The organism is Allobosea sp. ASV33 (assembly GCF_016428755.1).
Classification (GTDB): Bacteria; Pseudomonadota; Alphaproteobacteria; order Rhizobiales; family Beijerinckiaceae; genus Allobosea.
Genome location: NZ_JAELTI010000014.1, coordinates 1 through 21735, shown reverse-complemented (window position 1 = coordinate 21735; position 21735 = coordinate 1). Strand labels below are relative to the sequence as shown.

Sequence of the window (21735 nt, the reverse complement as noted above, 5' to 3'; positions counted from 1 at the left end):
GATGGCCGACCTTCTCAGCATCTTCAATCTGGTCGCGCCTTTCTTCGGGCTGATCCTGCTCGGCTTCGCCATCGGCCGCTACAAGCGGCTGCCGGAAGAGGGGCTCGCCTGGCTGCAGTTCTTCCTGATCTATGTCGCGCTGCCGCCGCTGTTCTACCGCCTGATCGCCGACAAGCCGCTGAGCGAGCTCGCCAACTGGAAATTCATCGCCGGCACGACCTTCGCCACCTTCTGCGCCTTCAGCCTGTCGCTCGTGATCGGGCTGAAGGCTGCCAAGGGTGACCTGCCGCAGGCGGTGATGCAGGGCGTCGCCGGGGCCTATTCGAATATCGGCTATATGGGGCCGCCCCTGATCCTGGCGGCGCTCGGGCCGGAGGCGAGCGCGCCCGTGGTGCTGATCTTCGTCTTCGACAGCGTGCTGCTGTTCTCGCTCGTCCCGCTGCTGATGGCGGTCGCCGGCGTCGAGAAGAAGAGCCTGCTCGCGACCGCCGGTGAGGTCGCCTGGCGGGTCATCACGCATCCCTTTAACGTCGCGACGCTGGCCGGCGTGCTGGCCAGCTATCTCAAGTTCGAACTGCCGGTGGCGCTCGACCGGATGGTGCTGTGGCTGTCGCAGGCGGCTGCGCCCTGCGCGCTCTTCCTGCTCGGCGTCACCGTGGCGCTCCGGCCGATGAAGCGCATGCCGGCTGGCGTTCCGGCGCTGGTCTTCATCAAGCTCCTGCTGCATCCGCTCCTGGTCTGGGTGCTGCTCTCGGCCATCGGCGGCATCCCGACCAACTGGATCTATGCCGCGATCATCATGGCGGCGCTGCCGCCGGCCTTGAACATCTTCGTCATCTCGACCCAGTACAAGGTCGGGATCGAGCGCGCCTCGGCCTGCATCCTCGTCGGTACCATCGTGTCGATGGTGACGCTGTCGGGCTTCCTGTGGCTGGTGAAGACGGGCAGGATAGCGGCCGACCTGTTTCACTGAGGGTGCCGATGCTGCCGCTGGACGACCTGCTGGTCCTCGATTTCTCGACGCTCCTGCCCGGGCCGCTGGCGAGCCTCTTCCTCTCGGAGGCCGGCGCGCGCGTCATCAAGATCGAGCGGCCGGGCGGCGAGGACATGCGCGGCTTCCCGCCGCGCTTCGGCGAGACGGCGGCGCCCTTCGCGGTGCTCAACCGCGGCAAGGAGAGCGTCGAGCTCGACCTGAAGGCGCCGGATGCGCTGGCGACGCTCACCCCGTTGATCGCCAGGGCCGACATCCTGATCGAGCAGTTCCGGCCGGGTGTGATGGAGCGGCTCGGCTTCGGTCATGAGGCGCTGAAAGCCATCAACCCGCGCCTGATCTATTGCTCGATCAGCGGTTACGGCCAGCACGGCCCGCGCGCGCAGGAGGCCGGGCACGACATCAACTATCAGGCGCTCGGCGGGCTGCTCGGCCAATCTCTGAAGCGCGGCGAGGCGCCGCCCTTGCCGCCGCCGCTCGTCGCCGACATTGCCGGCGGCACCATGCCGGCCGTGCTCAACATCCTGCTGGCGTTGCGCCAGCGCGACCGTACCGGCCAGGGCTGCCATCTCGACATCGCCATGGCCGATGCGATGCCGACCTTCGCCTGGTACGGGCTGGCGCAGGGGCAGGTGACCGGCTCCTTTCCCGATGGCGGGGAGGGACTGTTGACCGGCGCCAGCCCGCGCTACGGTCTCTATGCCACGGCCGATGGCTGGTTCCTCGCGGTCGGCGCGATCGAGCCGAAATTCTGGCAGGGGTTCTGCGAAGGCATCGGCCTCGACGAACGCCTGCGCGACGATCGCCGCGATCCGGAGGCGACGCGTGCGGGTATCGCCGCCATCGTCGCCAGCGAAAGCGCCGCCTATTGGCGCGCCGTGGTCGAACCGCTCGATTGCTGCTGCACGGTGGTGCGCACGCTGGAGGAGGCGGTGTCCGATCCGCAGATGTCGGCGCGCGGCCTGCTCGACGCGCAGGTCGAGGAGCCCGGTGGCCGCCGCCTCGTCTCGACGCCCCTGCCGCTGGCGCCCGTCTTCCGCGAGCAGGCGGCGGGCTTGCGCAAGGTCGCGGCGAGCGGCGCGGATACGCGGACGGTTTTGGGGGGAGGCCTGACGAACGATTGTCATTCCGGGGCTTCGCGCAGCGAAGAACCCGGAACCCACGATTGGGCGAGCGGCCCGCAACGAGGCACCGAATGTCTCACCCGGTCGTGGGTTCCGGGTTCGCGCCTGCGGCGCGCCCCGGAATGACAATCGTTTGAGCCGTCGTGATCGAGTGCCGACCAGCGCCTAACGAGCCGCGCCGCCAGCCAGCCCCTGCCGCATCACGAGCCTTCGCAGCGGGCCGATCCGCGATAGCGCCAGCAGTCCGGCGCCGCGCATCAGGTCGGCCGGCAGCAGATCGGTCAGCAGCGTGCGGTTCAGCACATCGACCGCGCCCGTGCGCAAACGGACATCCGCCTGCCGCGCCCTGTCGTAATCGGCGATGACGCTGGGCGCCCCGGCATCCGCCGCTCCCGCCAGCGCCTCCCCCAGCGCCGCGACATCGCGCAGGCCGAGATTGAGCCCCTGCGCGCCGATCGGCGGAAAGACATGCGCGGCCTCGCCGATCAGCGCCATCCGGCCGGCACCGAAGCGCTCGACCGAGAGCCCGCCCATCGGCACCTTGCCGCGCGGACCCGAGACGGTCATCGCGCCGAGCAGCGACTGCACCTGCCGCTCGACGCGTCGGGCGAAGGCGGCATCGTCCAGCGCGGCGACGGCTTCCGCCTCTTCCGGGTCGAGCAGCCAGACCAGCGAGGAGCGCCGGCCGGGCAGGGGCACAATCGTGCAGGGGCCTTTGCGGGTATGGAACTCCGTCGAGGTTTCCCGATGATCGCGGCGGTGCTCGAAGATTGCGGTCAATGCGATCTGCGGATAGCGCCAGTCGCGGCTCTCGATGCCCGCCGCCGCGCGCACCTGCGAATTGCGCCCATCCGCACCGACGACGAGCCGGGCGTTCAGCGGTGCGAAGCCGTCACCGGAAAGCCGCACACTATCCGCCTCCGGTTCGATCGCCCGGACGAGGCCAGGGATCATGCGCAGGCCGGATAGCACACCGGCTTTCTCGGCGAGGATCCCGGTCAGGTCGGCATTCTCGATATTCCAGCCAAAGGCCTCCAGCCCGATCTCTGATGCGCGGAATTCGACCGGCGGCTGGCGGAACAGGCTGCCGCTATCGTCGACGAGGCGCATCACCTCAAGCGGCGCCGCCTTTTCCAACAAGGCGTCTTGCACGCCGAGCTCGGCCAGCATCCGCCAGGAGCCGTCGAGCAGGGCGACGGTGCGCCCGTCACGCGGCGTTGCCACCGGGCCGAGCAGGGCCACGCGGCGCCCCTGGCGGCTCAGCGCCAGCGCGGCTGCCAGCCCGACGGCGCCGGCGCCCACGATGGCGATATCGACCTGATCGGCAGTGTCCGTGTTCATCGCTCTTGGCTAGCCGATGCGCCCCGCTTTGGCCACGGGCCGCAAAGTCGCAAGGTGCGTTCTGCATTGGGCACGGATGCCTTTCCCGCGCGATGAACTATGGTCGGGGCATTCATCCCCAGGAGATGCTTTCATGGTCAAAGCCATTCGCGCCCACAAGACCGGCGGCCCCGAGGTCCTCCAGTTCGAGGACGTCACCCTGCCGCAGCCCGGCCCCGGCGAAATCCTGATCCGGAACCGGGCGATCGGCCTGAATTTCATCGACACCTATTTCCGCTCGGGCCTCTATCCCGCGCCGCAGATGCCGTTCACGCTCGGCAACGAGAGCGCCGGCGACGTGCTCGCCGTCGGCCCCAACGTCACCGAGTTCAAGCCGGGCGACCGCGTTGCGGTGGTCGCAGGCCTCGGCGCCTATGCCGAGGAACGCATCGTGCCGGCGGCCTCCGTCGTCGCGCTGCCCGAGGGCATCTCCTACGAGGCTGCCGCCAGCATGCTGCTGAAGGGGCTGACGGCCGAATACCTGCTGCACCGGACCTACAAGGTGAAGCCGGGCGACACGATCCTCGTCCATGCCGCCGCCGGCGCCACCGGCCTCATCCTCTGCCAATGGGGCAAGGCGCTGGGCGCGACCGTGATCGGCACCGTCGGCTCGAAGGAGAAGGCGGAGCTGGCCAAGGTGCATGGCGTCGACCACGTCATCAACTACCGCGAGGAGGATTTCGCGGCGCGGGTGAAGGAGATCACCGGCGGGGCGCTTTGCGACGTGGTTTATGACGGCGTCGGCAAGGACACCTTCATGAAGTCGCTGGACACGCTGAAGCCCTTCGGCCTGCTGGCGAGCTTCGGCAATGCCTCGGGCGCGGTCGAATCCTTCAACCTCGGCATCCTCGCCGCCAAGGGCTCGCTCTACGTCACCCGCCCGACGCTCAACACGCACACGGCCAAGCGCGAAACGATGATCGCGATGGCGAAGAACCTGTTCGACGCGGTGCTGAGCGGCAAGGTCAAGGTGCCGGTCAACGCGACCTTCCCGCTGAAGGACGCGGCGGACGCGCACCGGGCGCTCGAGTCGCGTGGAACCACGGGTTCGACCGTTCTCATTCCCTGACCAGGGCCGTCATGCTCGGGCTCGACCCGAGCATCTCGGAAACCAGAGATCTCTGGTCATGAGATTCCCGGGCCAAGCCCGGGAATGACGCAAGTGCGAGCGATGCGCCCGGTCATCCGGGTGCATTTTTGCAACGGGGCGTGAACCCGGACATGACCTGTCGCGACGAATGGATGTCAGCGCATGCTGGCGACCATTCGGGACCCGACGCTCATGTCGTCCAAGTTTCAGACCGCCGCTTTCCTCGTCGCCGTCATCGCCCTTTCGGGCGTCGCGCTGGCCCAGCAGGCCAAGGGAACCGGCGGAGCCGCCACCCCGGCCGAAGCGATCCTGAAGGGTGCCGAGCAGGGCCGCGTGCGCGTCCCCGGTCCGGTTCGCCTGCGCTATGCCCAGACCGGCTGCACGAGCGGCATCTGCAGCGAGCCGCCCCGGCAGGTGGAGCAGGCCGAAACCGTCATGGCGAGCGATTCTTGCAGCAGCCTCGGCACGGCGCGCGACCGAAACGGCCGCGTCATCCGACGGCTCTGTACCTTCAACTGAGGATGTGCCTGTTCAGACCGCGACGCCGTGCAGGTCGTAGGCGTCGGCGCGCTCGATCTTCACGGTAACGATGTCGCCGGCCCTGAGCGGGCGGCGGCTCGCCACGTAGACATTGCCGTCGATCTCCGGTGCATCCCATTTCGAGCGGCCCTTGGCGACGGTCGGACCGGCCTCGTCGATGATCACCTGGATGCGCTTGCCGACCCTGGCCTTGACGATGCGGGTGGAAATCTCGGCTTGCGCCTTCATGAAGCGGTGCCAGCGGGCTTCCTTGACCTCTTCGGGGACGAGGGCGAGGCCGAGATCATTGGCGGGCGCGCCCTTGACCGGCTCGTATTTGAAGGCGCCGACGCGCTCCAGCTTCGCTTCCTTCAGCCAGTCGACGAGGATGTCCATATCCTCCTCGGTCTCGCCGGGGAAGCCGACGATGAAGGTCGAGCGGATGGCGAGGTCCGGGCAGATGTCGCGCCACTTCCGGATGCGGTCGAGCGTGCGGTCCTGATGGGCCGGGCGCTTCATCGCCTTCAGGACGTTCGGCGAGGCGTGTTGGAAGGGAATGTCGAGATAGGGCAGCACGAGCCCTTCCTGCATCAGCGGGATCACCTCGTCGACATGCGGATAGGGATAGACATAGTGCAGGCGCACCCACATCCCCATCTGGCCGAGTTCGCGGGCAAGCTCGAAGAAGCGGGTGCGGATCTCGCGATCCTTGAACATCGACGGCGCATACTTGATGTCGAGCCCGTAGGCGCTGGTGTCCTGCGAGATCACCAGCAATTCCTTGACGCCCGCCTTGGCCAGCTTCTCGGCCTCGCGCAGCACGTCGCCGATCGGCCGCGAGACCAGGTCGCCGCGCAGCTTCGGGATGATGCAGAAGGTGCAGCGATTGTTGCAGCCCTCTGAAATCTTGAGATAGGCGTAGTGCCGCGGCGTCAGCTTGACGCCCTGGTCGGGCACGAGATCGACGAAGGGGTCGTGCTTCGGCGGCACCGCCTGATGCACGGCCGAGACGACGCTCTCATAGGCCTGCGGGCCGGTGATCGCGAGCACGTTCGGAAAGACGTCGCGGATCTGCTCGGGCTCGGCGCCCATGCAGCCGGTGACGATGACCTTGCCGTTCTCGGCCATGGCCGAGCCGATCGCCTCCAGCGATTCCGCCTTGGCCGAGTCGAGGAAGCCGCAGGTATTGACGATGACGAGGTCGGCCCCGGCATGGCTCTTCGAGAGCTCGTAGCCCTCGGAGCGCAGCGAGGTGATGATCCGTTCGGAATCGACGAGCGCCTTGGGGCAGCCCAGCGAAACGAAGGAGATTTTCGGCGCGACGGCGTTCATCGGCTGATGGCTTATGTCCAGAATGTCAGGAAGCGCCGCGCGCGTGGCACGCGATCGGCGCTTCCTTTGAACCTTTTTAGCCTGATTTGCAATCGAAAGCGGTTCAGGCCGCCTTGCCGGTCGCGACGGGACGGTCGGGATCTTGCGTCCAGTCGGTCATCGAGCCGTCATAGAGCGCGACCTCGTCGCGGCCCAGAACCTCCGACAGCACGAACCAGTTCGCCGCGGCGGAATGGCCGGTATTGCAGTAGGAGATCACCGGACCCTGCGGCACGGCCGCGTAGAGCTTCGCCAGCTCGCCGGGCGCCTTGAGCTTGCCGCCTTCGAAGGCGCCGGCATAGTCGCGCGGGATCGCGCCGGGGATATGGCCGGCGCGCGCGGCCTCCGCCGATTTCTCGTGGCCCTCGAAATAGCTGGGGCCCCGCGCATCGAGGAGGCTCGCCTGCTTGCTTCTGGCAGCGACGAGCGTCGAATCCGCCGTGCTGCGCAAAGCCTGTTGCGCCACGACCGGATAGGGGGCCGCGCTCTTCGGCTTGGAGGCGCCGGTCTCGACCGGGCGCTTCGGATCGGCCGTCCAGGCCTTGAAGCCGCCGTCGAGGATGGCCTGCTGGCCATGGCCGATGAATTTCAGCGTCCAGTAGACCCGCGCCGCCGCGGCGAAATCGGTTGCAGCCGTGCCGGCCGGAACGATGACGACATCGTCATGCGGCTTGATGCCGAGCCGCCCCGCCAGCGCGGCGAGATGATCGAGCGGCGGCAGCATGCCCGGCGCATTGCCGATCTTCGCGCGCCAGCCGTCGGCGGCATAGTCGGAGTGTACGGCACCGGGAATATGACCGGCCTCGAAGGCGGTCTTCGCGCCGTCGGCGGCGGTACGGATATCGATGATGACGAGGTTCTCGGCACCGAGCTTTTCGGCCAGCGCCTCCGGCGTGATCAATCCGGCGAATTCAGTGCGGCTCATTCAGCAGCCTCCTTCCGTAGTTCGTCGATCACTTCGAGGCTGTAGCTCATCTCTGCGGTCGCCCCGAGCATGATCGAAGCCGAACAGTATTTTTCCTTCGACAATGTGACGGCCCGCTCCGCCCTGGCGTGCGACAGGCCCTTGCCGGTGATGCGGTAGGCGAGGTGGATCTTGGTGAAGACCTTGGGATCGGTCGTGGCGCGCTCGGCCTCCACATCGACCTCGCAGCCGGTGATGTTTTCGCGTCCCTTCTTGATCATCCCCACGACATCGAAAGCCGTGCAGCCGGCGAGCCCGATCAGCAGCATCTCCATCGGCCGGATGCCGAGATTGCGCCCGCCATATTCCGGCGCGCCGTCCATGATCATGGCGTGCCCGCTGCCGGATTCGCCCATGAAGGCCATCCCATCAACCCATTTCGCGCGTGCTTTCATCGCGATCTCCTGTCGGCGTGATCTGCTATGCGACAGGCATAGCCTGACGGGTCTGCCGAGGCGAGGGCGGCTTCATGACGCTGCCGCGATGGCGGGAATTGTGCTGCGCAACCTCCCGTCATTCCGGGGCGATCCGAAGGATCGAGCCCGGAACCCAGAACCGATGCGATCTCCGGAATAAGGGCGAGCAAGGGAGCTTCCTTTCCGAAGGGCATCGGTTCTGGGTTCCGGGCTCATGGCTGCGCCATGCCCCGGAATGACGCCCCGGTTCCTCACGCCGCCGCGAACAGATTTCCATGGGTGATGCGCAGGCGAATCCGCTCGCCGATCGCCGGTGCAACCTGGCTGGCGAGATCGACCTCGAGCCGCTTCTTGAGCCCCTCGACAGCCACCTCCGCCCGGCGGATCGGCCCGTTCCGGCGCAGATGCTCGACCGTCCCGGGCAAGGCGAGGGGCGTCTCGTCGACGATGCGCAGGTGCTGCGGCCGGACATAGAGCGAGGCCGGGCCGCCCTGGTTCTGCGACAATCCGCCGAGCACCGGCCGGTCGCCGAAGAAGGCCTGGCTGCCGACGACCTTGACCGGCAGCTTGTTCACCTCGCCCAGGAACTCGCAGATGAAGGGCGTGGCCGGATGATCGTAGACGTCGTCGGCAGAGCCCACCTGCTCGATGCGCCCTTCGTTGAGGATCGCGACACGGTCGGCGAGCTCCAGCGCTTCCTCTTGGTCATGCGTGACGAAGACGGTGGTGTGGCCGGTGCGCCCGTGCAGTTCGCGTAGCCAGGCCCGCAGGTCCTTGCGGACCTTGGCGTCGAGCGCGCCGAAGGGCTCGTCGAGCAGCAGCACCCGCGGCTCGATGGCGAGCGCGCGGGCGAGCGCGACGCGCTGGCGCTGGCCGCCTGAGAGCTGGCTCGGATAGCGCTTTTCCAGTCCCGGCAACTGAACGAGGTCCAGCAAACCGCTGACGCGCTTGCGGATTTCGTCCTTGCTCGGGCGCTCGTGCCGCGGCCGGGACTTCAAGCCGAAGCCGATATTCTCGGCCACGTTCATCGTCTTAAACAGCGCGTATTGCTGGAAGACGAAGCCGATGCGGCGATCGCGCAGCGAGAGCTCGCGCGTATCGGTCTCGCCGAACAGCACGCGGCCGCGATCGGCCTCCTCCAGCCCGGCGATGAGGCGCAGCAGCGTGGTCTTGCCCGAGCCCGAGGGACCGAGCAGCGCAACCAGCTCCCCCGGCTGGATATCGAGCGAGACGCCCCGCAGCGCCGGGAAGTTCTCGAAGCGCTTTTCGATGGTCTCGATGGTGACGGCGACCGACATGGCGAGAAATCCTTCGTCTGTGGGTCAGTGATGGCGGCTGGCGGCGATCACATCGCCATAGTGCCATTCGAGCAGGGTCTTGAGCACGAGGGTGACCAGCGCCAGCCCCGCCAGCAGCGAGGCCACCGCGAAGGCGGCAGCGCCCATGTACTCGTTGTAGAGAATCTCGATATGCAGCGGCATCGTGTTGGTCAGGCCGCGGATCTTGCCCGAGACCACCGCGACCGCGCCGAACTCGCCCATCGCGCGGGCATTGCAGAGCAGGACGCCGTAGAACAGGCTCCATTTCACGTTCGGCAGCGTCACCGAGAAGAAGACGCGCCAGGGCGAGGCACCGAGCGTCATCGCCGCCTCCTCGTCGGACGAGCCGAGCGATTGCATATGCGGAATCAGCTCGCGCGCCACGAACGGGAAGGTGACGAAGACCGTGGCCAGGATCAGGCCGGGCAGGGCAAAGACGATCTTGAGGTCGTTGGCCTGGAGCCACGGCCCGAAATAACCTTGGGCGCCGAAGAGCAGTACGAAGACGAGGCCCGAGATCACCGGCGAAACCGAGAAGGGCAGGTCGATCAGGCTGATGAGCAGATCCTTGCCCCGGAATTCGAACTTGGCGATGGCCCAGGCGGCGGCAATACCGACGACGACGTTGAACGGCACCGCGATCGCCGCGACCAGCAATGTCAGACGGATCGCGGCTTGCGCATCGGGCTCGGTGATCGCGGCGCGATAGGCCTCCCAGCCCTTGGCGGCGGCCTCGACGAAGACCGTGACCAGCGGCAGCAGCAGGAACAGCAGCAGGAAGGCGAGCGAAACCGCGATCAGCACGATCTGCACGGCGGGGCTTTCGCCGCGCGCCCGGCTGGTGCCGCGAGGCTTCGTCGAGGCCGAGGCGGAGGGCAGGGTCGTGTCAGACATCGCCGAACCTCCGGCGGGCGCGGGCCTGGATCAGGTTGCCGCCGAGGATCAGCGTGAAGGAGATCAGCAGCATCATCGTCGCGACCACGGCAGCGCCGGCATAGTCGAACTGCTCCAGCCGGATCACGATCAGCAGCGGCGCGATCTCCGAGACCATCGGCACATTGCCGGCGATGAAGATCACCGAACCGTATTCGCCGACGGCTCGCGCGAAAGCGAGGATGGAGCCGGTCATCAGGGCCGGCAGGACCTGCGGCAGCACGACCCGGAAGATCGTGCGGGAGCGGCTGGCGCCGAGCAGCGCCGCGGCTTCCTCGACATCGCTCTGCAGCTCTTCCAGCACCGGCTGCACGGTGCGCACGACGAAGGGCAGGCCGATGAAGATCAGCGCCACCATCACGCCGAGCGGCGTATAGGCAACCTTGCCGTCGAAGCCGAAGGAGAGATCGGTGAAGGGGATGGATATCTTGAAGGCAAGCGGTGCCAGCAGGGAGCCGACCCAGCCGTTCGGTGCGTAGATCGCCGCCAGCGAGATGCCGGCGACCGCCGTCGGCAGGGCGAAGGGCAGGTCGACGGCGGCGTCGATCAGGCGCCGGCCCGGAAAGTCGTAGCGCACCAGAACCCAAGCCAGGATCAGGCCGAAAACCGCGTTGACCAGCGCCGCAAACAGGGCCGCCGTGAAGGAGAGCTTCAGCGCGGCGAGCGTGCGCGGCGAACTCGCTACCGCCCAGATATCGGCGGGGCCGGCGCTGGCGGCCTTCAGGAACAGCGCCGCCAGCGGGATCAGCACGATCAGCGACAACGCCGTCACGGTGATGCCGAGCGCCAGCCCGAAACCGGGCAGGATGCTCGGCTCGCGCCAGCGGAAGGTCGTCGTCGCCGCCGTCATGGACAGGTCCTCAGCGTGCCGGCTTGTAGAGCTGGTCGAAGGTGCCGCCATCGCCGAAATGGGTCGGCTGCGCCTTCTTCCAGCCGCCGAAGGCGTCGTCGATCGTCACCATTTCGACCTTGGGGAAATTGGCGATGTCCTTGGCGTCGGCGGCTTCGGGATTGCGGGGGCGGTAGAAATTGCGGGCGATGATCGCCTGCCCCTTCGGCGTGTAGAGGAACTCGAGGTAGGCCTGCGCCTGCTCGCGGGTCTTCTTGGCGTCGACATTGGCATCGACCAGCGCGACCGGTGGCTCGGCCAGGATCGACAGGCTCGGCACCACGATGTCGAACTTGTCGGCGCCGAATTCCTTCAAGGCGAGGAAGGCCTCGTTCTCCCAGGACAGGAAGACATCGCCGATGCCGCGCTGGGTGAAGGTCGTGGTCGCGCCGCGCGCGCCGGTGTCGAGCACCGGGACATTGGCGAGCAGCTTGCCGATATAGTCGCGCACCTTCGCCTCGTCCTTGTTGAAGGCTTTCTCGGCATAGGCCCAGGCGGCGAGATAGTTCCAGCGGGCTCCGCCCGAGGTCTTCGGATTCGGCGTGATGATCTGCACGCCCGGCTTCACGAGATCGCCCCAGTCCTTGATCGCCTTCGGATTGCCCTTGCGGACGAGGAAGACGATTGTCGAGGTATAGGGCGAGGAATTATGCGGCAGGCGCTTCTGCCAGTCGAGCGGCAGCTTCTTCGAGCGCTCAGCGACGGCGTCGATATCGCCCGCCAAGGCCAGCGTCACGACATCGGCATTGAGCCCGTCGATCACGGTGCGGGCCTGCGCGCCCGAGCCGCCATGCGACTGGCGGATGGTGCTGATCTTCTTGTCCGGGTTCTTCGCGTTCCACTCGGCGATGAAAGCCGCGTTGATATCGCGATAGAGCTCGCGGGTCGGGTCGTAGGAGACGTTGAGGAGCTCGGTCTGGGCGCGGGCTCCGGCGACGACGCCGAAGCAGAGCGTGAAGGCCCCCAGAACAAGGCCGGCCCGGAGAAGGCGGGGAAACACGGGTCGTGTCATGTCAGGGCTCCGTTGCGTTCACGGCGAGGCTCGAAGCCTCGATCCGTTCTGAAAAACAAACGAAACGTACTGAATTGTCGTCCTTGTCTCAATGACCTAACGCAATGGGCGCCTTCCAAATTCGGGCGCCGGAGGAGAAAACGCATCTCCGGCGATGGCGTTCCACCCTGCGGCGACGCCGGGCGCGATCAGGCCCGGCGGCGATCTTCGGTCAGGTTGGCGGCAGCAAGCGCCGGGCCGAAGGCATGGCCGAGCAGGACGAGGACGGGGCCGCTCGCCGGCAATTCGCCGAGCCGCTCCGGCAGGTCCGCGATCGTCGCGGCGACACGCTGCTCATCGGGGCGCGTCGCGGCGAGCACGGCCACAGCCGGCGTCTGCGGGTCAAGACCCGCGGCGATGGCGCGTTCGCGGAAGCCGGGCAGGGTGGCCCGCGCCATGTAGATCACGGTCGAGGCGGCCGGATCGGCCATGGCGCGCCAGTCGAGATCCTCGGGCAAATCGCCCTTGCGCGAATGGCCGGTGACGAATTGCAGGCGCCGCGCATGGTCGCGATGGGTCAGCGACAGGCCAAGCGAGGCGGCCGCACCCTGCGCTGCCGAGATGCCCGGCACGATCGCGACCGGGATGCCGGCAGCATGGCAGGCCTCGATCTCCTCGCCGGCGCGGCCGAAAATGCCGGGGTCGCCGCCTTTGAGGCGCACGACATGCTTGCCTTGGACAGCCAGCGAGACGATCAGCGCGTTGATGTCGCCCTGCTTCACCGAGGGGCCGTATCCGGTCTTGCCGACCAGCATGCGCTTGGCCTCGCGCCGCGCCAGCTCCAGCACGCCCGGCGAGACGAGATCGTCATAGAGGATGATGTCGGCGCTCTGCAGGGCGCGGATCGCCTTCAGCGTCAGAAGCTCCGGGTCGCCCGGGCCGGCGCCGACCAGCGTGACGCGGCCCTTGCCGTCATGGTTGGCCTCGATCCGGGAAAGCTTCGCGAACAGCTCGGCCTCGTCGTCTCGATTCGGCGCGCGCTCCGGCTCGGCCATGGCCTTGCCGGCGAAGAGTTCCCAGAAGGCGCGTCGCAGCGCGAAGGGCAGTTCGCGGGCCTGGACTGCCGGGCGCCAGTCGGCGGCCGCTTGCGCCCAGTTCTTCAGTCCGGGCGGCAGCAGCGCCTCGATCTTGGTGCGGATCGCCTGGCCGAAGACTGGCGCGGCACCATCGGTCGAGATCGCGACGATCAGCGGCGAGCGGTTGACCAGCGCACCGAACGCGAAATCGCAATGCTCGGGCTTGTCGACGATATTGACCGGCACGCCGGCCTGCCGCGCCGCCGCGACGAAGGCGCGGACCGCATCGGCATCGTCGATATCGGCAACCGCGATCGCCGCATCGGTGAGATCGTCGGCCTGCCAGGTGCGGGCATGGATATGCATGCGATGGCCGATCTCGCCCTGCGCCAGCCCCGCAAACAGCGCCTCTTCGCCAGCGGCGAAGACATGGAGCTCGGCCCCGGTCGCCGCGAGCAATTCGGCCTTCCACAGCGCGCCTTCGGTTGCACCGGCGAGCACGACCTTGCGCCCGCCCAGCTTGTGGAAGAGCGGCAGCGTCGCCAGCGGCTCGATCCGCGCCGCGGTGGATTGGGGCTGTCTGTCGGTCATCGTGTCGTCGCTACGGCCTTCTCGTCTGCCGCGCGGTGCCCGCCGCCGGCCGGCGGCATCAGCAGCCACAGCGCGGCCAGTGCCAGGATGATAAGGCGAAAGCCGAGATCGAACCAGCGCCCGCGTGCCTCGCTTGCAGGCAGAATCTCGAAAGCGTCGTCCGGGCCGTCTTCATCGACGGCCACGGAAGGGCGGGAACGCTCGATGGAACGATGGGTCGCGGTCGAGATCGTCATGCTCACTCCGCTGCGAGGGGGCGCGCGGTTCTCGCCGCCCGGCGCTGGTCGAGGATGTTGCGGTCGGTCTCGCCATAGCCGCGCTGATAGGTGGCGCTGAACGAATCCCTGGCATGCAGCCATTGCGGCACCGGCTGGCGCGCGGCGTTCGCCTCCGGCAGCTCGATCGTGTCGAAGCCGCAGGAGAGGGCATAGGCGAACTGGTCGGCGATCAGCGGGCCGCTGGCGCGGATCTCGCCCGCGAAACCGGCGCGGCGAATCTGGCGGGCGAGGCTGAAGCCGCGGCCGTCCGCATAGGCGGGGAAGGTGATGGCGACGAGCGCCAGCCGCGGCAGGAAGGGGGCCAGAGCCAAGAAGGGCACGGAATTCGGCAGGATCACGCCGATCACCTGCTCGGCCTCCTGCGCATCGAGCGCTTCGACCAGCACTTCCCAGGGCACGAGCGCGGCCGGGATATTCCCGATCGCCGCGCCCTCGCTGCGCGTCCAGCGGTCCTCGGCGCTTCCGGTCCGGTCAAGCAGCGGCACGGGCAGTCTCCTGGAAGGCGGCCTTGAAGGGCGCGAGGCCGATGCGGCGGATAGTGTCGATGAAGCTCTCGCCTTCGGCGCGGGCGGCCAGATAGACGCCGACGATCCGTTCGATCGCGTCCGGCACTTCTTCGGCGGCGAGGCCGGGTCCTAGGATCTCGCCGATCGCTGCGTTCTCGGTAGCATCGCCGCCGAGCGTGATCTGGTAGGATTCGATGCCGCGCTTCTCCAGGCCGAGAATGCCGATATGGCCGACATGGTGATGGCCGCAGGCATTGATGCAGCCGGAGATCTTGATGCCGAGCGGGCCGATCTCGCGCTGGCGGGCCTCGTCGGCGAAGCGGCTCTGGATCGCCTGCGCGACCGGGATCGAGCGCGCCGTCGCCAGCGCGCAGTAGTCGAGGCCGGGGCAGGCGATGATATCGGTGACGAGCCCGACATTGGCGGTGGCGAGCCCTGCCTCGCCGAGCTGCTGCCAGATCGCGAAGAGATCGCGCTGGCGCACATGCGGCAGCACGAGGTTCTGGGCATGGGTCACGCGCAATTCGTCGAAGGAATAGCGCTCGGCCAGATCGGCGACGCGGCGCATCTGCTCGCTAGTCGCGTCGCCCGGCGCCTGTCCCTGAGGCTTCAGCGAGATCGTCAGCGCCGTATAGCCCGGCGCCTTGTGCGGAACCGTGTTGACCTCGACCCAGCGGGCGAAGGCCGGGTTCGCGGCCTTTGCCGCCTCCAGCGTGTTGCTGACGGCCGGCAGCGTCTCATAGGCCGGCGGCGCGAAATAGGCGGCGATGCGCGCGACCTCTTCCGGATCGGCATTGATCGAGGGGCCGTCAAGCTGCGCGAATTCGGCCTCGACGCGGCGGGTGAATTCCTCGGCGCCGATCTCGTGGACGAGGATCTTGACGCGGGCCTTGTATTTGTTGTCGCGCCGGCCCTCGAGATTATAGACCCGCATGATCGCCTCGAGATAGGCGAGCAGGTCCTTCTTGGGCAGGTAGTCGCGCACGACCTTGCCGATCATCGGCGTGCGGCCAAGGCCGCCGCCGACGCTGATCTCGTAGCAGGTCTCGTGCGTGTCGGGATGGCGGCGCAGGCGCAGGCCGATATCGTGCGCCTTGATCACGGCCCGGTCGGCTTCGGCGCCGGTCACAGCGATCTTGAACTTGCGCGGCAGGTAGCCGAATTCGGGATGGGCCGAGGACCATTGCCGGATCAATTCGGCGGTCGGGCGCGGGTCCTCGATCTCATCCTGCGCGACACCGGCGAAATGGTCGGCCGTGACGTTGCGGATGCAGTTGCCGGAGGTCTGGATGCAATGCATCTCGACATCGGCGAGCAGCCCGAGGATTTCAGGAACGTCGCGCAGCTTCGGCCAGTTGAACTGCAGGTTCTGGCGCGTGGTGAAATGGCCGTAGCCACGGTCATAGCGCTCGCCGATCAGGGCGAGCTGACGCAATTGCCGCGAATTCAGCGTGCCATAGGGCACGGCGATTCGCAGCATATAGGCGTGGAGCTGGAGATAGACGCCGTTCTTGAGGCGCAGCGGCTTGAACTCGTCCTCGGTCAGCGAGCCGTCGAGCCGGCGCGCCACCTGATCGGTGAACTGGGCCACCCGCTCCCGGACGAAACGCTCGTCGAATTCATCGTAACGATACATGAAATCAGCCCTTCGGCGCGGAGGCGATGCCGTCTCCGGCCTGCTTGCCGAGATCGGGACGATTGCTGGGGCCGAGCGTCTTGAAGCGCTCGCGGAAATGGCGGGGAACCGGGCTGCCGCTCTCGATGGCAACGTCCACGAGATAGGCGTCGACGACCCTGTTGCCGCGGAGCTCGGCGGCAGCGAAGGCTTCGAGCCGGTCGGCGGCAGCGTCGTCAGTCGCGACGAGGGCGAGCGCCGGGTCCCGCGTCCAGGCCAGCGGGCCGGCGCCGTCGGCGAAGGCGAAGACGACATCGCCGTCGAGCAGGTCGTTGGCGAGCAGGATCGCGGGCAGGGGAACGCGTTTCGCTTGAGCCGCCATCACGCGGCCTCCGCCAGCGTCAGCGTCAGTCCGTCGAGATCGTCGGCCCAGATGATCTGGCAGGAGAGGCGCGAGGTCGCCTCGATCAATGGTAACTCGTCCAGCGCGTCGATCTCCTCGTCGCGCGGCTCGGGCAATTTCTCGGCCCATTCCTGCGCGACGATGACATGGCAGGTGCCGCAATCGCAGGAACCGCCGCAGACGCCCTCGATGCCGACCTTGTAGTCGCGCAGGATTTCCATGACCCGCCAGCCTTCGACGGCTTCGAGTTCATGGCTCCGGCCCTGTCGATCGATGACGTTCAGAACTGCCACGATAACGCCCATCCCCGTTCGGTCTTTCGAACAGAGGTTTTACGCTATGGGCGGGGTGCGGCTCAATTCACATTAGGTAGTCGGTTTTTTCGAATTATCTGCACGGTAGAGTGGAATTATCCCAAGGAGCGGGTTTTCGGCTGATTTGTCGCAAATTTGTGCCATACGAGCGGCCTTGCGCCTCGTGCGGTAAGGCCGCTCGGATGCCGTTCGCGCCTCAGGTGCTTTTCAGGATCGTCTCGACGATGTCCTGCACATCGAACGCTTCGCGCACGGTCGCGAGATGATGCGGCTCGCCGCGGGTCAGCTTGGCCACGCCTTCGAGCTGGCGGCGCAGCGCCAGCGGGCGCGCCTCGTTCTGGGAGAGCGCGTCGGGGTCGGGCTGCCAGCTCCCATCGGCGAGGCGACGCTCGGCGCGCGACCAGTCGCAGAGCCGGACCGCCCCCTTATCCCCTTCCAGCGTCCAGACGTTATGGTCGTCCTTCGGGGTCGTGCCGACGCTGCCGCTCAGGCTGACGGGCAGGGCGCCCGCGCTCAGCGTCGCCTCGATCCGGCGTTCGCTCTTGCCGGCTTCGGGATAGGCGGCCTTGGCTGCGAGATCGGAAAAAGGCCCGGCGATGCGGCGGGTCAGGAACAGGAAATGCGAGACGACCTCGCGGGTAAACCCGCCCTGCGCCGTGCGGTCGAGCCAGCCGGCGGCATCGACCTGCCAGGAGCGCGGCCAATTCGCGAAGGCGACCTCGATCGACACGCGCTGCGGCGTGCCCACCGCGCCGGACTCGATCCATTCCCGCAGCCGCGCGACGGCAGGCGAGGACGCGAAGGGGAAGTTCACCGCGCCGCGGTCACCGGCCTCGCTCACGAACGCGCGGGCATCCTCGACATCGACGGCCAGCGGCTTCTCGCAGAACACGGCCTTGCCCGCGGCGAGGGCCGCACGGGCATGGCCGAGATGGGAGGAGGGCGGCGAAGCGATATAGACGCAATCGCTCGCCGCGATCAGGGCCGCGGCGTCCGGTTGCTGTGCCACCGAGGGCAGCACGGCGCCAATCCGTGCCATCGCCTCCGCGGAAGGGTCCCAGATGCCGGAGACGCGTAGCGCCGTCGCCGGCTGGTCGAGCGCCGCGCGCAGCATGCGCTCGCCCATGATGCCGGCGCCGATGAGGCCAAGGGAAATCGGGGAATCGGTCATGGATGTCTCGCTCGGCATATGTTCGGGCCGGCTGCTGTTTCCCCGGACAAGGCGGGCTTGTCCAGTGGGCGGACGTTCAGGATGCGGATGGCTTCGCCCGCATCCGTGCGGTCAGGCCGATGCCGGTCACCGCCAGCGCGAACAGCACCCAGAGCGGATCGGCCCGGTTGAGCAGGAACGATTCCAGCATGCCGATATAGGTCATGAAGATCACGATCATGACGAAGAGATCGGCGAGACGGCGGTTGGCCGCGACGCGGCAGGCCCGCAGGTAATCGAGGAGCGGCAGGCCCATCAGGATGAAGATCATCACCACGGCACCGGGCACGCCGAAGGTCAGCGCCGCATCGAGATAGCTGTCATGGCCGGAGCCGATGCCGCGGATGTCCCAGCTCGCCTCGAAATTCTCCTCCAGCCCAGTCACGGCCGGCGTCTGCCAGAAGCTGGCATAGCCGTAGCCCAGCCACGGTTTCTCGGCGATGCGCTGCAGGGCGAATTTCCAGATCTCGTCGCGGCCGGTGAAGGTTGGGTCGGAGATCACGGCCTTGAGCAGCGCATAAAAGGTCGGCGACATCACCGAGCCGACGGTCAGCGCTGCGATTAGCGCGACCAGCACGAGATGGACCAGCACCGTCAGCCCCGGCCGCCCGAATATCCGCCCCAGCGCCACCACGCCGATCGCGAGCGGCAGGAATCCGAGCGTCGTCTTGGAGCCGCTGTTGAGGACGAAGACGACGCCCAGCGCGACGATCAGCGCGCCCCGCCAACGCAGGCCGCTGCGCCAGCCGTAAATTCCGATCATCGCCACGATCGAGAACACCGGCGCGGCGAAATTCTTGTGCGGGAGATGCCCGCGCCAGTCGCCGACATGCACGCCCTCGGCGCCTTCCGCGCTGTGCACCACCAGCTGCGGCGCCACGACCAGCATCGCGTAGACCAGCAGCAGCAGCACGAGGCAGGCATTGACTGCCGCTACGGCAAAACTGCGCTCGTCGCGGGGCAGGACGAGCACGCCGGCGACGACGATCATCACGATGGCCGTCAACAGCAGACCGCGCAGCGAGCCGGTCGGATCGAAGGATTGCAGCGTCGACAAAGCCGCGACGGCGAAGACGATCGCCCAGCGGCCGAGTCCAAGCCGCGCCAGCACGTCGCGCTGGGTCAGCCCGAGCATCGCCACGAGGAAGACGAGGCCCAGCCCGAACCAGCCGATCTGGTTGACGATGTTTCCGGTCGATTCGCCCGGCGTCGTCTGCTCCGGCACGCCGGCGAAGGGCTGCAGCGACAGCATCAGGACGAACAGCCCGCAGCCGGCGAGGACGCCGCCGAGCATGCCGGGCTCGGCCGCGGCTCGGTGGCTGTCGCTGATCGTCGCGCCGTGGACGCTGTCGCTCATGAATGGTTCGCGGCCGTCTTCGAAACGCCCGCCGGCAGGGCGGGCCGAACGCGAATGCACCCTAGGCGCGGAATCTTAAGGGCGTCTCACCGCCGCAGCGCGTCGCGGTTGACGCTTCCCGCCGCGCTGCCCCATGACACGGGCGATTGACCAAGGAGGGCCCGCCCCATGAAAGCCGTCGTCTACGAAGCCTTCGGGCAGGCCCCCGAACTGCGCATCCTGCCGGACCCGACCCCGGAGCCGCACAGCGTCATCATCAAGGTCGAGGCGACGGGCCTGTGCCGCAGCGACTGGCATGGCTGGGTCGGCCACGATCCCGATATCCGCCTGCCGCATGTGCCGGGCCATGAGCTGGCCGGCGTCATCGCCGCGGTCGGCCGCAGCGTCGTGCGCTTCCGCGAGGGCGACCGCGTTACCGTGCCCTTCGTCGCGGGCTGCGGCTCCTGCCCGCAATGCCATTCCGGCAACCAGCAGGTCTGCGACGACCAGTTTCAGCCCGGCTTCACCCATTGGGGCTCGTTTGCCGAATATGTCCGGATCGACCGGGCCGATTTCAACCTCGTGCGCCTGCCCGAGGAGATCGATTTCGCCACAGCCGCGAGCCTCGGCTGCCGCTTCGTGACCTCGTTCCGCGCCGTGGTCGACCAGGGCAAGGTCTCGGGCGGGCAATGGGTCGCGGTGCATGGCTGCGGCGGCGTCGGCCTCTCGGCGATCATGATCGCCAATGCGCTCGGCGCGAATGTCGTGGCCGTCGACATCTCCGACGACAAGCTGAAGCTCGCCCGCGAGGTCGGCGCCGCGGTGACGATCAACGCGAAAACGGAAGCCGACGTTGTCGCCGCCGTGCGCGACGTCACCGGCTGCGGCGCCCATGTCTCGCTCGATGCGCTCGGCCACCCCCAGACCTGCTTCAACTCGGTGGCGAATCTGCGCAAGCGCGGCAAGCATATCCAGGTCGGGCTGCTATTGGCGGAGCAGGCGACGCCGCCGATCCCGATGGCGCAGGTCATCGCCCACGAGCTCGAAATCCTCGGCAGCCACGGCATGCAGGCGCATCGCTATGGCGCGATGCTCGACATGATCAGCGCCGGCAAGCTCACGCCGCAGCAGCTCGTCGGCCGCCGCATCGACCTCGCCGAATCGATCCCCGCCCTGATGGCGATGGACCGCTTCGAGGGTACGGGCGTGACGATCATCGACCGGTTCTGAGGGGGGGTGACCGATCGGGCGCGGGAAGCGCGACCGGAGAACCCTCTCCTGTAAGGAGAGGGCAGGGTGAGGTGTAAGCCGTTGGACGCCTTGGCCACGACCTCACCGCTGCTGCTGCCGCGCTCGACTGGTCTTAGGGCCTGCACCTCACCCCTACCCCTCTCCTTACAGGAGAGGGGTTCCCGCGTGTGGCTCCGTAAGGGCGCCGGCCCGTCATTCGCCGTCCCGTGCGATCTCCCCGGCGACGCGGGCCTGCGCCTGCTCCATCGCCTCGCCGGGAGAGAGCCCGGCCGCGCGGTTGTCCAGCGCGTAGCGTATCTCCCGGCGGTCCTGGTCGGGGATCGCCTGCATGAAGGCGCGCAGGCAGGCCGTGTCCTGGCCCTGGCAACTGCGCGCCCGGCTGCAGGCCTTGTTCGCGCAAACCTCCCAGACGCCGAGAATGTCGGCGAAACGGCGCAGGATCAGCGGCCGCGCCCTCTGGCAGCTCTCGAAATCGGTGATCGGCGGGATAGCGGCGGGGGGGGGTTTGGCGTTTCGGCATGGCGGGTCTCCCTAGGGTCAGGCACGCAGGATCATCCGCCCGCGCGGATGCGCGGCGGGGACGAGCGGGGCTGGCGGAGCGCCGCGAGGCGCGAGGGATATCCGCAACCGTTGAGCCAGGCTGCGGCGCGGCGGGATTGAGCCACCCGTCGCACGCCCCGTGGCGCTCCGCCTCCGGCGACTTTTGGCTCCGGGCCGCGCTTATCGGGCAAAGGTGGTTCAGGATGGGCGGGTTTCGGCGCCAGTTTCCCTCAGCGGGTCGTCGCGCCGTCGCCATGCCCGTCCGTCACCGGCCGAGCCTTCCAGCTAGCTCCTCGCACAGGGACCGTAGTGTCCCCAGGGCGGTGCCCCGAAGCCTCCCGGGAGCAGGGCGTAACCCCCGCCCGCAGGCGCCGACCCTCACCCAACCTCCAGCATACCTCCGGACGGCCGCCCCGTTTGGGTGATGGGCGAGGGCAGGATCTGTCTCTTATACACATCTGACGCTGCCGACGATTAACCTTCGGTGTAGATCTCGGTGGGGGGCGTGTCATTAAGAGGGGGGGGGGGGGGGGGGGGGGGGGGGGGGGGGGGGGGGGGGGGGGGGGGGGGGGGGGGGGGGGGGGGGGGGGGGGGGGGGGGGGGGGGGGGGGGGGGGGGGGGGGGGGGG

General features: G+C 67.8%; 22 protein-coding genes. 5 read left to right on the top strand and 17 right to left on the bottom strand.

What is annotated here, in order from left to right; all coding sequences use genetic code 11:
- Position 1 precedes the first annotated feature (1 nt).
- Entirely contained in the window at positions 2 to 973 is a 972-nt protein-coding gene (locus JHD80_RS06650; RefSeq protein WP_199085586.1) for an AEC family transporter, read from the top strand.
- An 8-nt stretch (positions 974 to 981) separates the two neighbouring features.
- Positions 982 to 2241, top strand: a complete 1260-nt coding sequence (locus JHD80_RS06645) for a CaiB/BaiF CoA transferase family protein (protein ID WP_199085585.1) — start codon at positions 982 to 984, stop codon at positions 2239 to 2241.
- Between the two features lie 39 nt (positions 2242 to 2280).
- Here JHD80_RS06645 and JHD80_RS06640 read toward each other — a convergent pair whose 3' ends face one another.
- Positions 2281 to 3456, bottom strand: coding sequence for a UbiH/UbiF family hydroxylase (locus JHD80_RS06640; RefSeq protein ID WP_199085584.1), 1176 nt, complete (start codon positions 3454 to 3456; stop codon positions 2281 to 2283).
- Positions 3457 to 3589: 133 nt separating this feature from the next.
- On the opposite strand from JHD80_RS06640, the gene JHD80_RS06635 reads away from it, so the two are divergent.
- Together JHD80_RS06635 and JHD80_RS06630 are read left to right on the top strand one after the other, a co-directional pair.
- Entirely contained in the window at positions 3590 to 4564 is a 975-nt protein-coding gene (locus JHD80_RS06635; protein WP_199085583.1) for a quinone oxidoreductase family protein, read from the top strand.
- Positions 4565 to 4777: 213 nt separating this feature from the next.
- Positions 4778 to 5104: a hypothetical protein gene (locus JHD80_RS06630; protein WP_199085582.1), complete on the top strand. Its 327-nt coding sequence runs from the start codon at positions 4778 to 4780 to the stop codon at positions 5102 to 5104.
- 12 nt (positions 5105 to 5116) lie between these two features.
- Here JHD80_RS06630 and rimO read toward each other — a convergent pair whose 3' ends face one another.
- From rimO to JHD80_RS06555, 15 genes are all read right to left on the bottom strand, one after another.
- Positions 5117 to 6436 (bottom strand): 30S ribosomal protein S12 methylthiotransferase RimO, encoded by a 1320-nt coding sequence (gene rimO, locus JHD80_RS06625; RefSeq protein ID WP_199085581.1) that lies wholly within the window; start codon positions 6434 to 6436, stop codon positions 5117 to 5119.
- 103 nt (positions 6437 to 6539) lie between these two features.
- Complete coding sequence (locus JHD80_RS06620) at positions 6540 to 7400, bottom strand: sulfurtransferase (RefSeq protein ID WP_199085580.1); 861 nt, start codon at positions 7398 to 7400, stop codon at positions 6540 to 6542.
- On the bottom strand, positions 7397 to 7834 hold the full coding sequence (locus JHD80_RS06615; protein WP_199085579.1) for an OsmC family protein: 438 nt from the start codon (positions 7832 to 7834) through the stop codon (positions 7397 to 7399). The genes JHD80_RS06620 and JHD80_RS06615 overlap by 4 nt, the downstream gene beginning before the upstream one ends.
- Positions 7835 to 8106: 272 nt before the next feature.
- Positions 8107 to 9153 (bottom strand): sulfate/molybdate ABC transporter ATP-binding protein, encoded by a 1047-nt coding sequence (locus JHD80_RS06610; RefSeq protein ID WP_199085578.1) that lies wholly within the window; start codon positions 9151 to 9153, stop codon positions 8107 to 8109.
- 24 nt (positions 9154 to 9177) lie between these two features.
- Positions 9178 to 10068, bottom strand: a complete 891-nt coding sequence (gene cysW / locus JHD80_RS06605) for a sulfate ABC transporter permease subunit CysW (protein WP_199085577.1) — start codon at positions 10066 to 10068, stop codon at positions 9178 to 9180.
- Positions 10061 to 10957, bottom strand: coding sequence for a sulfate ABC transporter permease subunit CysT (locus JHD80_RS06600; RefSeq protein ID WP_199085576.1), 897 nt, complete (start codon positions 10955 to 10957; stop codon positions 10061 to 10063). The genes cysW and JHD80_RS06600 overlap by 8 nt, the downstream gene beginning before the upstream one ends.
- A gap of 10 nt (positions 10958 to 10967) precedes the next feature.
- A complete protein-coding gene (locus JHD80_RS06595; protein WP_199085575.1) occupies positions 10968 to 12008 on the bottom strand; it encodes a sulfate ABC transporter substrate-binding protein in 1041 nt (346 codons plus the stop codon).
- Between the two features lie 188 nt (positions 12009 to 12196).
- Entirely contained in the window at positions 12197 to 13654 is a 1458-nt protein-coding gene (cysG, locus tag JHD80_RS06590) for a siroheme synthase CysG (protein ID WP_199085574.1), read from the bottom strand.
- Positions 13651 to 13890, bottom strand: a complete 240-nt coding sequence (locus JHD80_RS06585) for a hypothetical protein (RefSeq protein WP_199085573.1) — start codon at positions 13888 to 13890, stop codon at positions 13651 to 13653. The genes cysG and JHD80_RS06585 overlap by 4 nt, the downstream gene beginning before the upstream one ends.
- Before the next feature lie 2 nt (positions 13891 to 13892).
- The gene (locus tag JHD80_RS06580; RefSeq protein ID WP_349237222.1) at positions 13893 to 14417 is read right to left on the bottom strand and encodes a DUF934 domain-containing protein; all 525 of its coding nucleotides are present in this window, start codon (positions 14415 to 14417) and stop codon (positions 13893 to 13895) included.
- Positions 14404 to 16074, bottom strand: a complete 1671-nt coding sequence (locus JHD80_RS06575) for a nitrite/sulfite reductase (RefSeq protein WP_199085572.1) — start codon at positions 16072 to 16074, stop codon at positions 14404 to 14406. The genes JHD80_RS06580 and JHD80_RS06575 overlap by 14 nt, the downstream gene beginning before the upstream one ends.
- Positions 16075 to 16078: 4 nt before the next feature.
- A complete protein-coding gene (locus JHD80_RS06570; protein ID WP_199085571.1) occupies positions 16079 to 16435 on the bottom strand; it encodes a DUF2849 domain-containing protein in 357 nt (118 codons plus the stop codon).
- The gene (locus tag JHD80_RS06565) at positions 16435 to 16749 is read right to left on the bottom strand and encodes a 2Fe-2S iron-sulfur cluster-binding protein (RefSeq protein WP_349237221.1); all 315 of its coding nucleotides are present in this window, start codon (positions 16747 to 16749) and stop codon (positions 16435 to 16437) included. Before JHD80_RS06565 ends, JHD80_RS06570 begins: the two co-directional genes overlap by 1 nt.
- A 217-nt stretch (positions 16750 to 16966) precedes the next feature.
- Positions 16967 to 17941, bottom strand: coding sequence for a Gfo/Idh/MocA family protein (locus tag JHD80_RS06560; protein ID WP_248311421.1), 975 nt, complete (start codon positions 17939 to 17941; stop codon positions 16967 to 16969).
- A gap of 76 nt (positions 17942 to 18017) precedes the next feature.
- Positions 18018 to 19337, bottom strand: a complete 1320-nt coding sequence (locus JHD80_RS06555; RefSeq protein WP_199085568.1) for an O-antigen ligase family protein — start codon at positions 19335 to 19337, stop codon at positions 18018 to 18020.
- A 168-nt stretch (positions 19338 to 19505) separates the two neighbouring features.
- Here JHD80_RS06555 and JHD80_RS06550 point away from each other — a divergent pair, with 168 nt between their 5' ends.
- A complete protein-coding gene (locus JHD80_RS06550; RefSeq protein WP_199085567.1) occupies positions 19506 to 20546 on the top strand; it encodes a zinc-dependent alcohol dehydrogenase family protein in 1041 nt (346 codons plus the stop codon).
- Between the two features lie 213 nt (positions 20547 to 20759).
- Here the strand turns inward: JHD80_RS06550 and JHD80_RS06545 are convergent, their stop codons facing one another.
- Positions 20760 to 20897, bottom strand: coding sequence for a hypothetical protein (locus JHD80_RS06545; RefSeq protein ID WP_199085566.1), 138 nt, complete (start codon positions 20895 to 20897; stop codon positions 20760 to 20762).
- Between the last annotated feature and the right edge of the window lie 838 nt (positions 20898 to 21735).

What these genes read in the sequence shown, in the direction of transcription:
- JHD80_RS06570 (WP_199085571.1), bottom strand. Translation starts at nt 16,435, where the DNA reads ATGGCGGCTCAAGCGAAACGCGTTCCCCTGCCCGCGATCCTGCTCGCC.
- JHD80_RS06550 (WP_199085567.1), top strand. Translation starts at nt 19,506, where the DNA reads ATGAAAGCCGTCGTCTACGAAGCCTTCGGGCAGGCCCCCGAACTGCGC.
- JHD80_RS06630 (WP_199085582.1), top strand. Translation starts at nt 4,778, where the DNA reads ATGTCGTCCAAGTTTCAGACCGCCGCTTTCCTCGTCGCCGTCATCGCC.
- JHD80_RS06635 (WP_199085583.1), top strand. Translation starts at nt 3,590, where the DNA reads ATGGTCAAAGCCATTCGCGCCCACAAGACCGGCGGCCCCGAGGTCCTC.
- JHD80_RS06575 (WP_199085572.1), bottom strand. Translation starts at nt 16,074, where the DNA reads ATGTATCGTTACGATGAATTCGACGAGCGTTTCGTCCGGGAGCGGGTG.
- cysW (WP_199085577.1), bottom strand. Translation starts at nt 10,068, where the DNA reads ATGTCTGACACGACCCTGCCCTCCGCCTCGGCCTCGACGAAGCCTCGC.
- JHD80_RS06555 (WP_199085568.1), bottom strand. Translation starts at nt 19,337, where the DNA reads ATGAGCGACAGCGTCCACGGCGCGACGATCAGCGACAGCCACCGAGCC.
- JHD80_RS06545 (WP_199085566.1), bottom strand. Translation starts at nt 20,897, where the DNA reads ATGCAGGCGATCCCCGACCAGGACCGCCGGGAGATACGCTACGCGCTG.
- JHD80_RS06615 (WP_199085579.1), bottom strand. Translation starts at nt 7,834, where the DNA reads ATGAAAGCACGCGCGAAATGGGTTGATGGGATGGCCTTCATGGGCGAA.
- JHD80_RS06620 (WP_199085580.1), bottom strand. Translation starts at nt 7,400, where the DNA reads ATGAGCCGCACTGAATTCGCCGGATTGATCACGCCGGAGGCGCTGGCC.
- JHD80_RS06600 (WP_199085576.1), bottom strand. Translation starts at nt 10,957, where the DNA reads ATGACGGCGGCGACGACGACCTTCCGCTGGCGCGAGCCGAGCATCCTG.
- cysG (WP_199085574.1), bottom strand. Translation starts at nt 13,654, where the DNA reads ATGACCGACAGACAGCCCCAATCCACCGCGGCGCGGATCGAGCCGCTG.
- JHD80_RS06595 (WP_199085575.1), bottom strand. Translation starts at nt 12,008, where the DNA reads ATGACACGACCCGTGTTTCCCCGCCTTCTCCGGGCCGGCCTTGTTCTG.
- JHD80_RS06560 (WP_248311421.1), bottom strand. Translation starts at nt 17,941, where the DNA reads ATGACCGATTCCCCGATTTCCCTTGGCCTCATCGGCGCCGGCATCATG.
- JHD80_RS06650 (WP_199085586.1), top strand. Translation starts at nt 2, where the DNA reads ATGGCCGACCTTCTCAGCATCTTCAATCTGGTCGCGCCTTTCTTCGGG.
- JHD80_RS06645 (WP_199085585.1), top strand. Translation starts at nt 982, where the DNA reads ATGCTGCCGCTGGACGACCTGCTGGTCCTCGATTTCTCGACGCTCCTG.
- JHD80_RS06640 (WP_199085584.1), bottom strand. Translation starts at nt 3,456, where the DNA reads ATGAACACGGACACTGCCGATCAGGTCGATATCGCCATCGTGGGCGCC.
- JHD80_RS06585 (WP_199085573.1), bottom strand. Translation starts at nt 13,890, where the DNA reads ATGACGATCTCGACCGCGACCCATCGTTCCATCGAGCGTTCCCGCCCT.
- JHD80_RS06610 (WP_199085578.1), bottom strand. Translation starts at nt 9,153, where the DNA reads ATGTCGGTCGCCGTCACCATCGAGACCATCGAAAAGCGCTTCGAGAAC.
- rimO (WP_199085581.1), bottom strand. Translation starts at nt 6,436, where the DNA reads ATGAACGCCGTCGCGCCGAAAATCTCCTTCGTTTCGCTGGGCTGCCCC.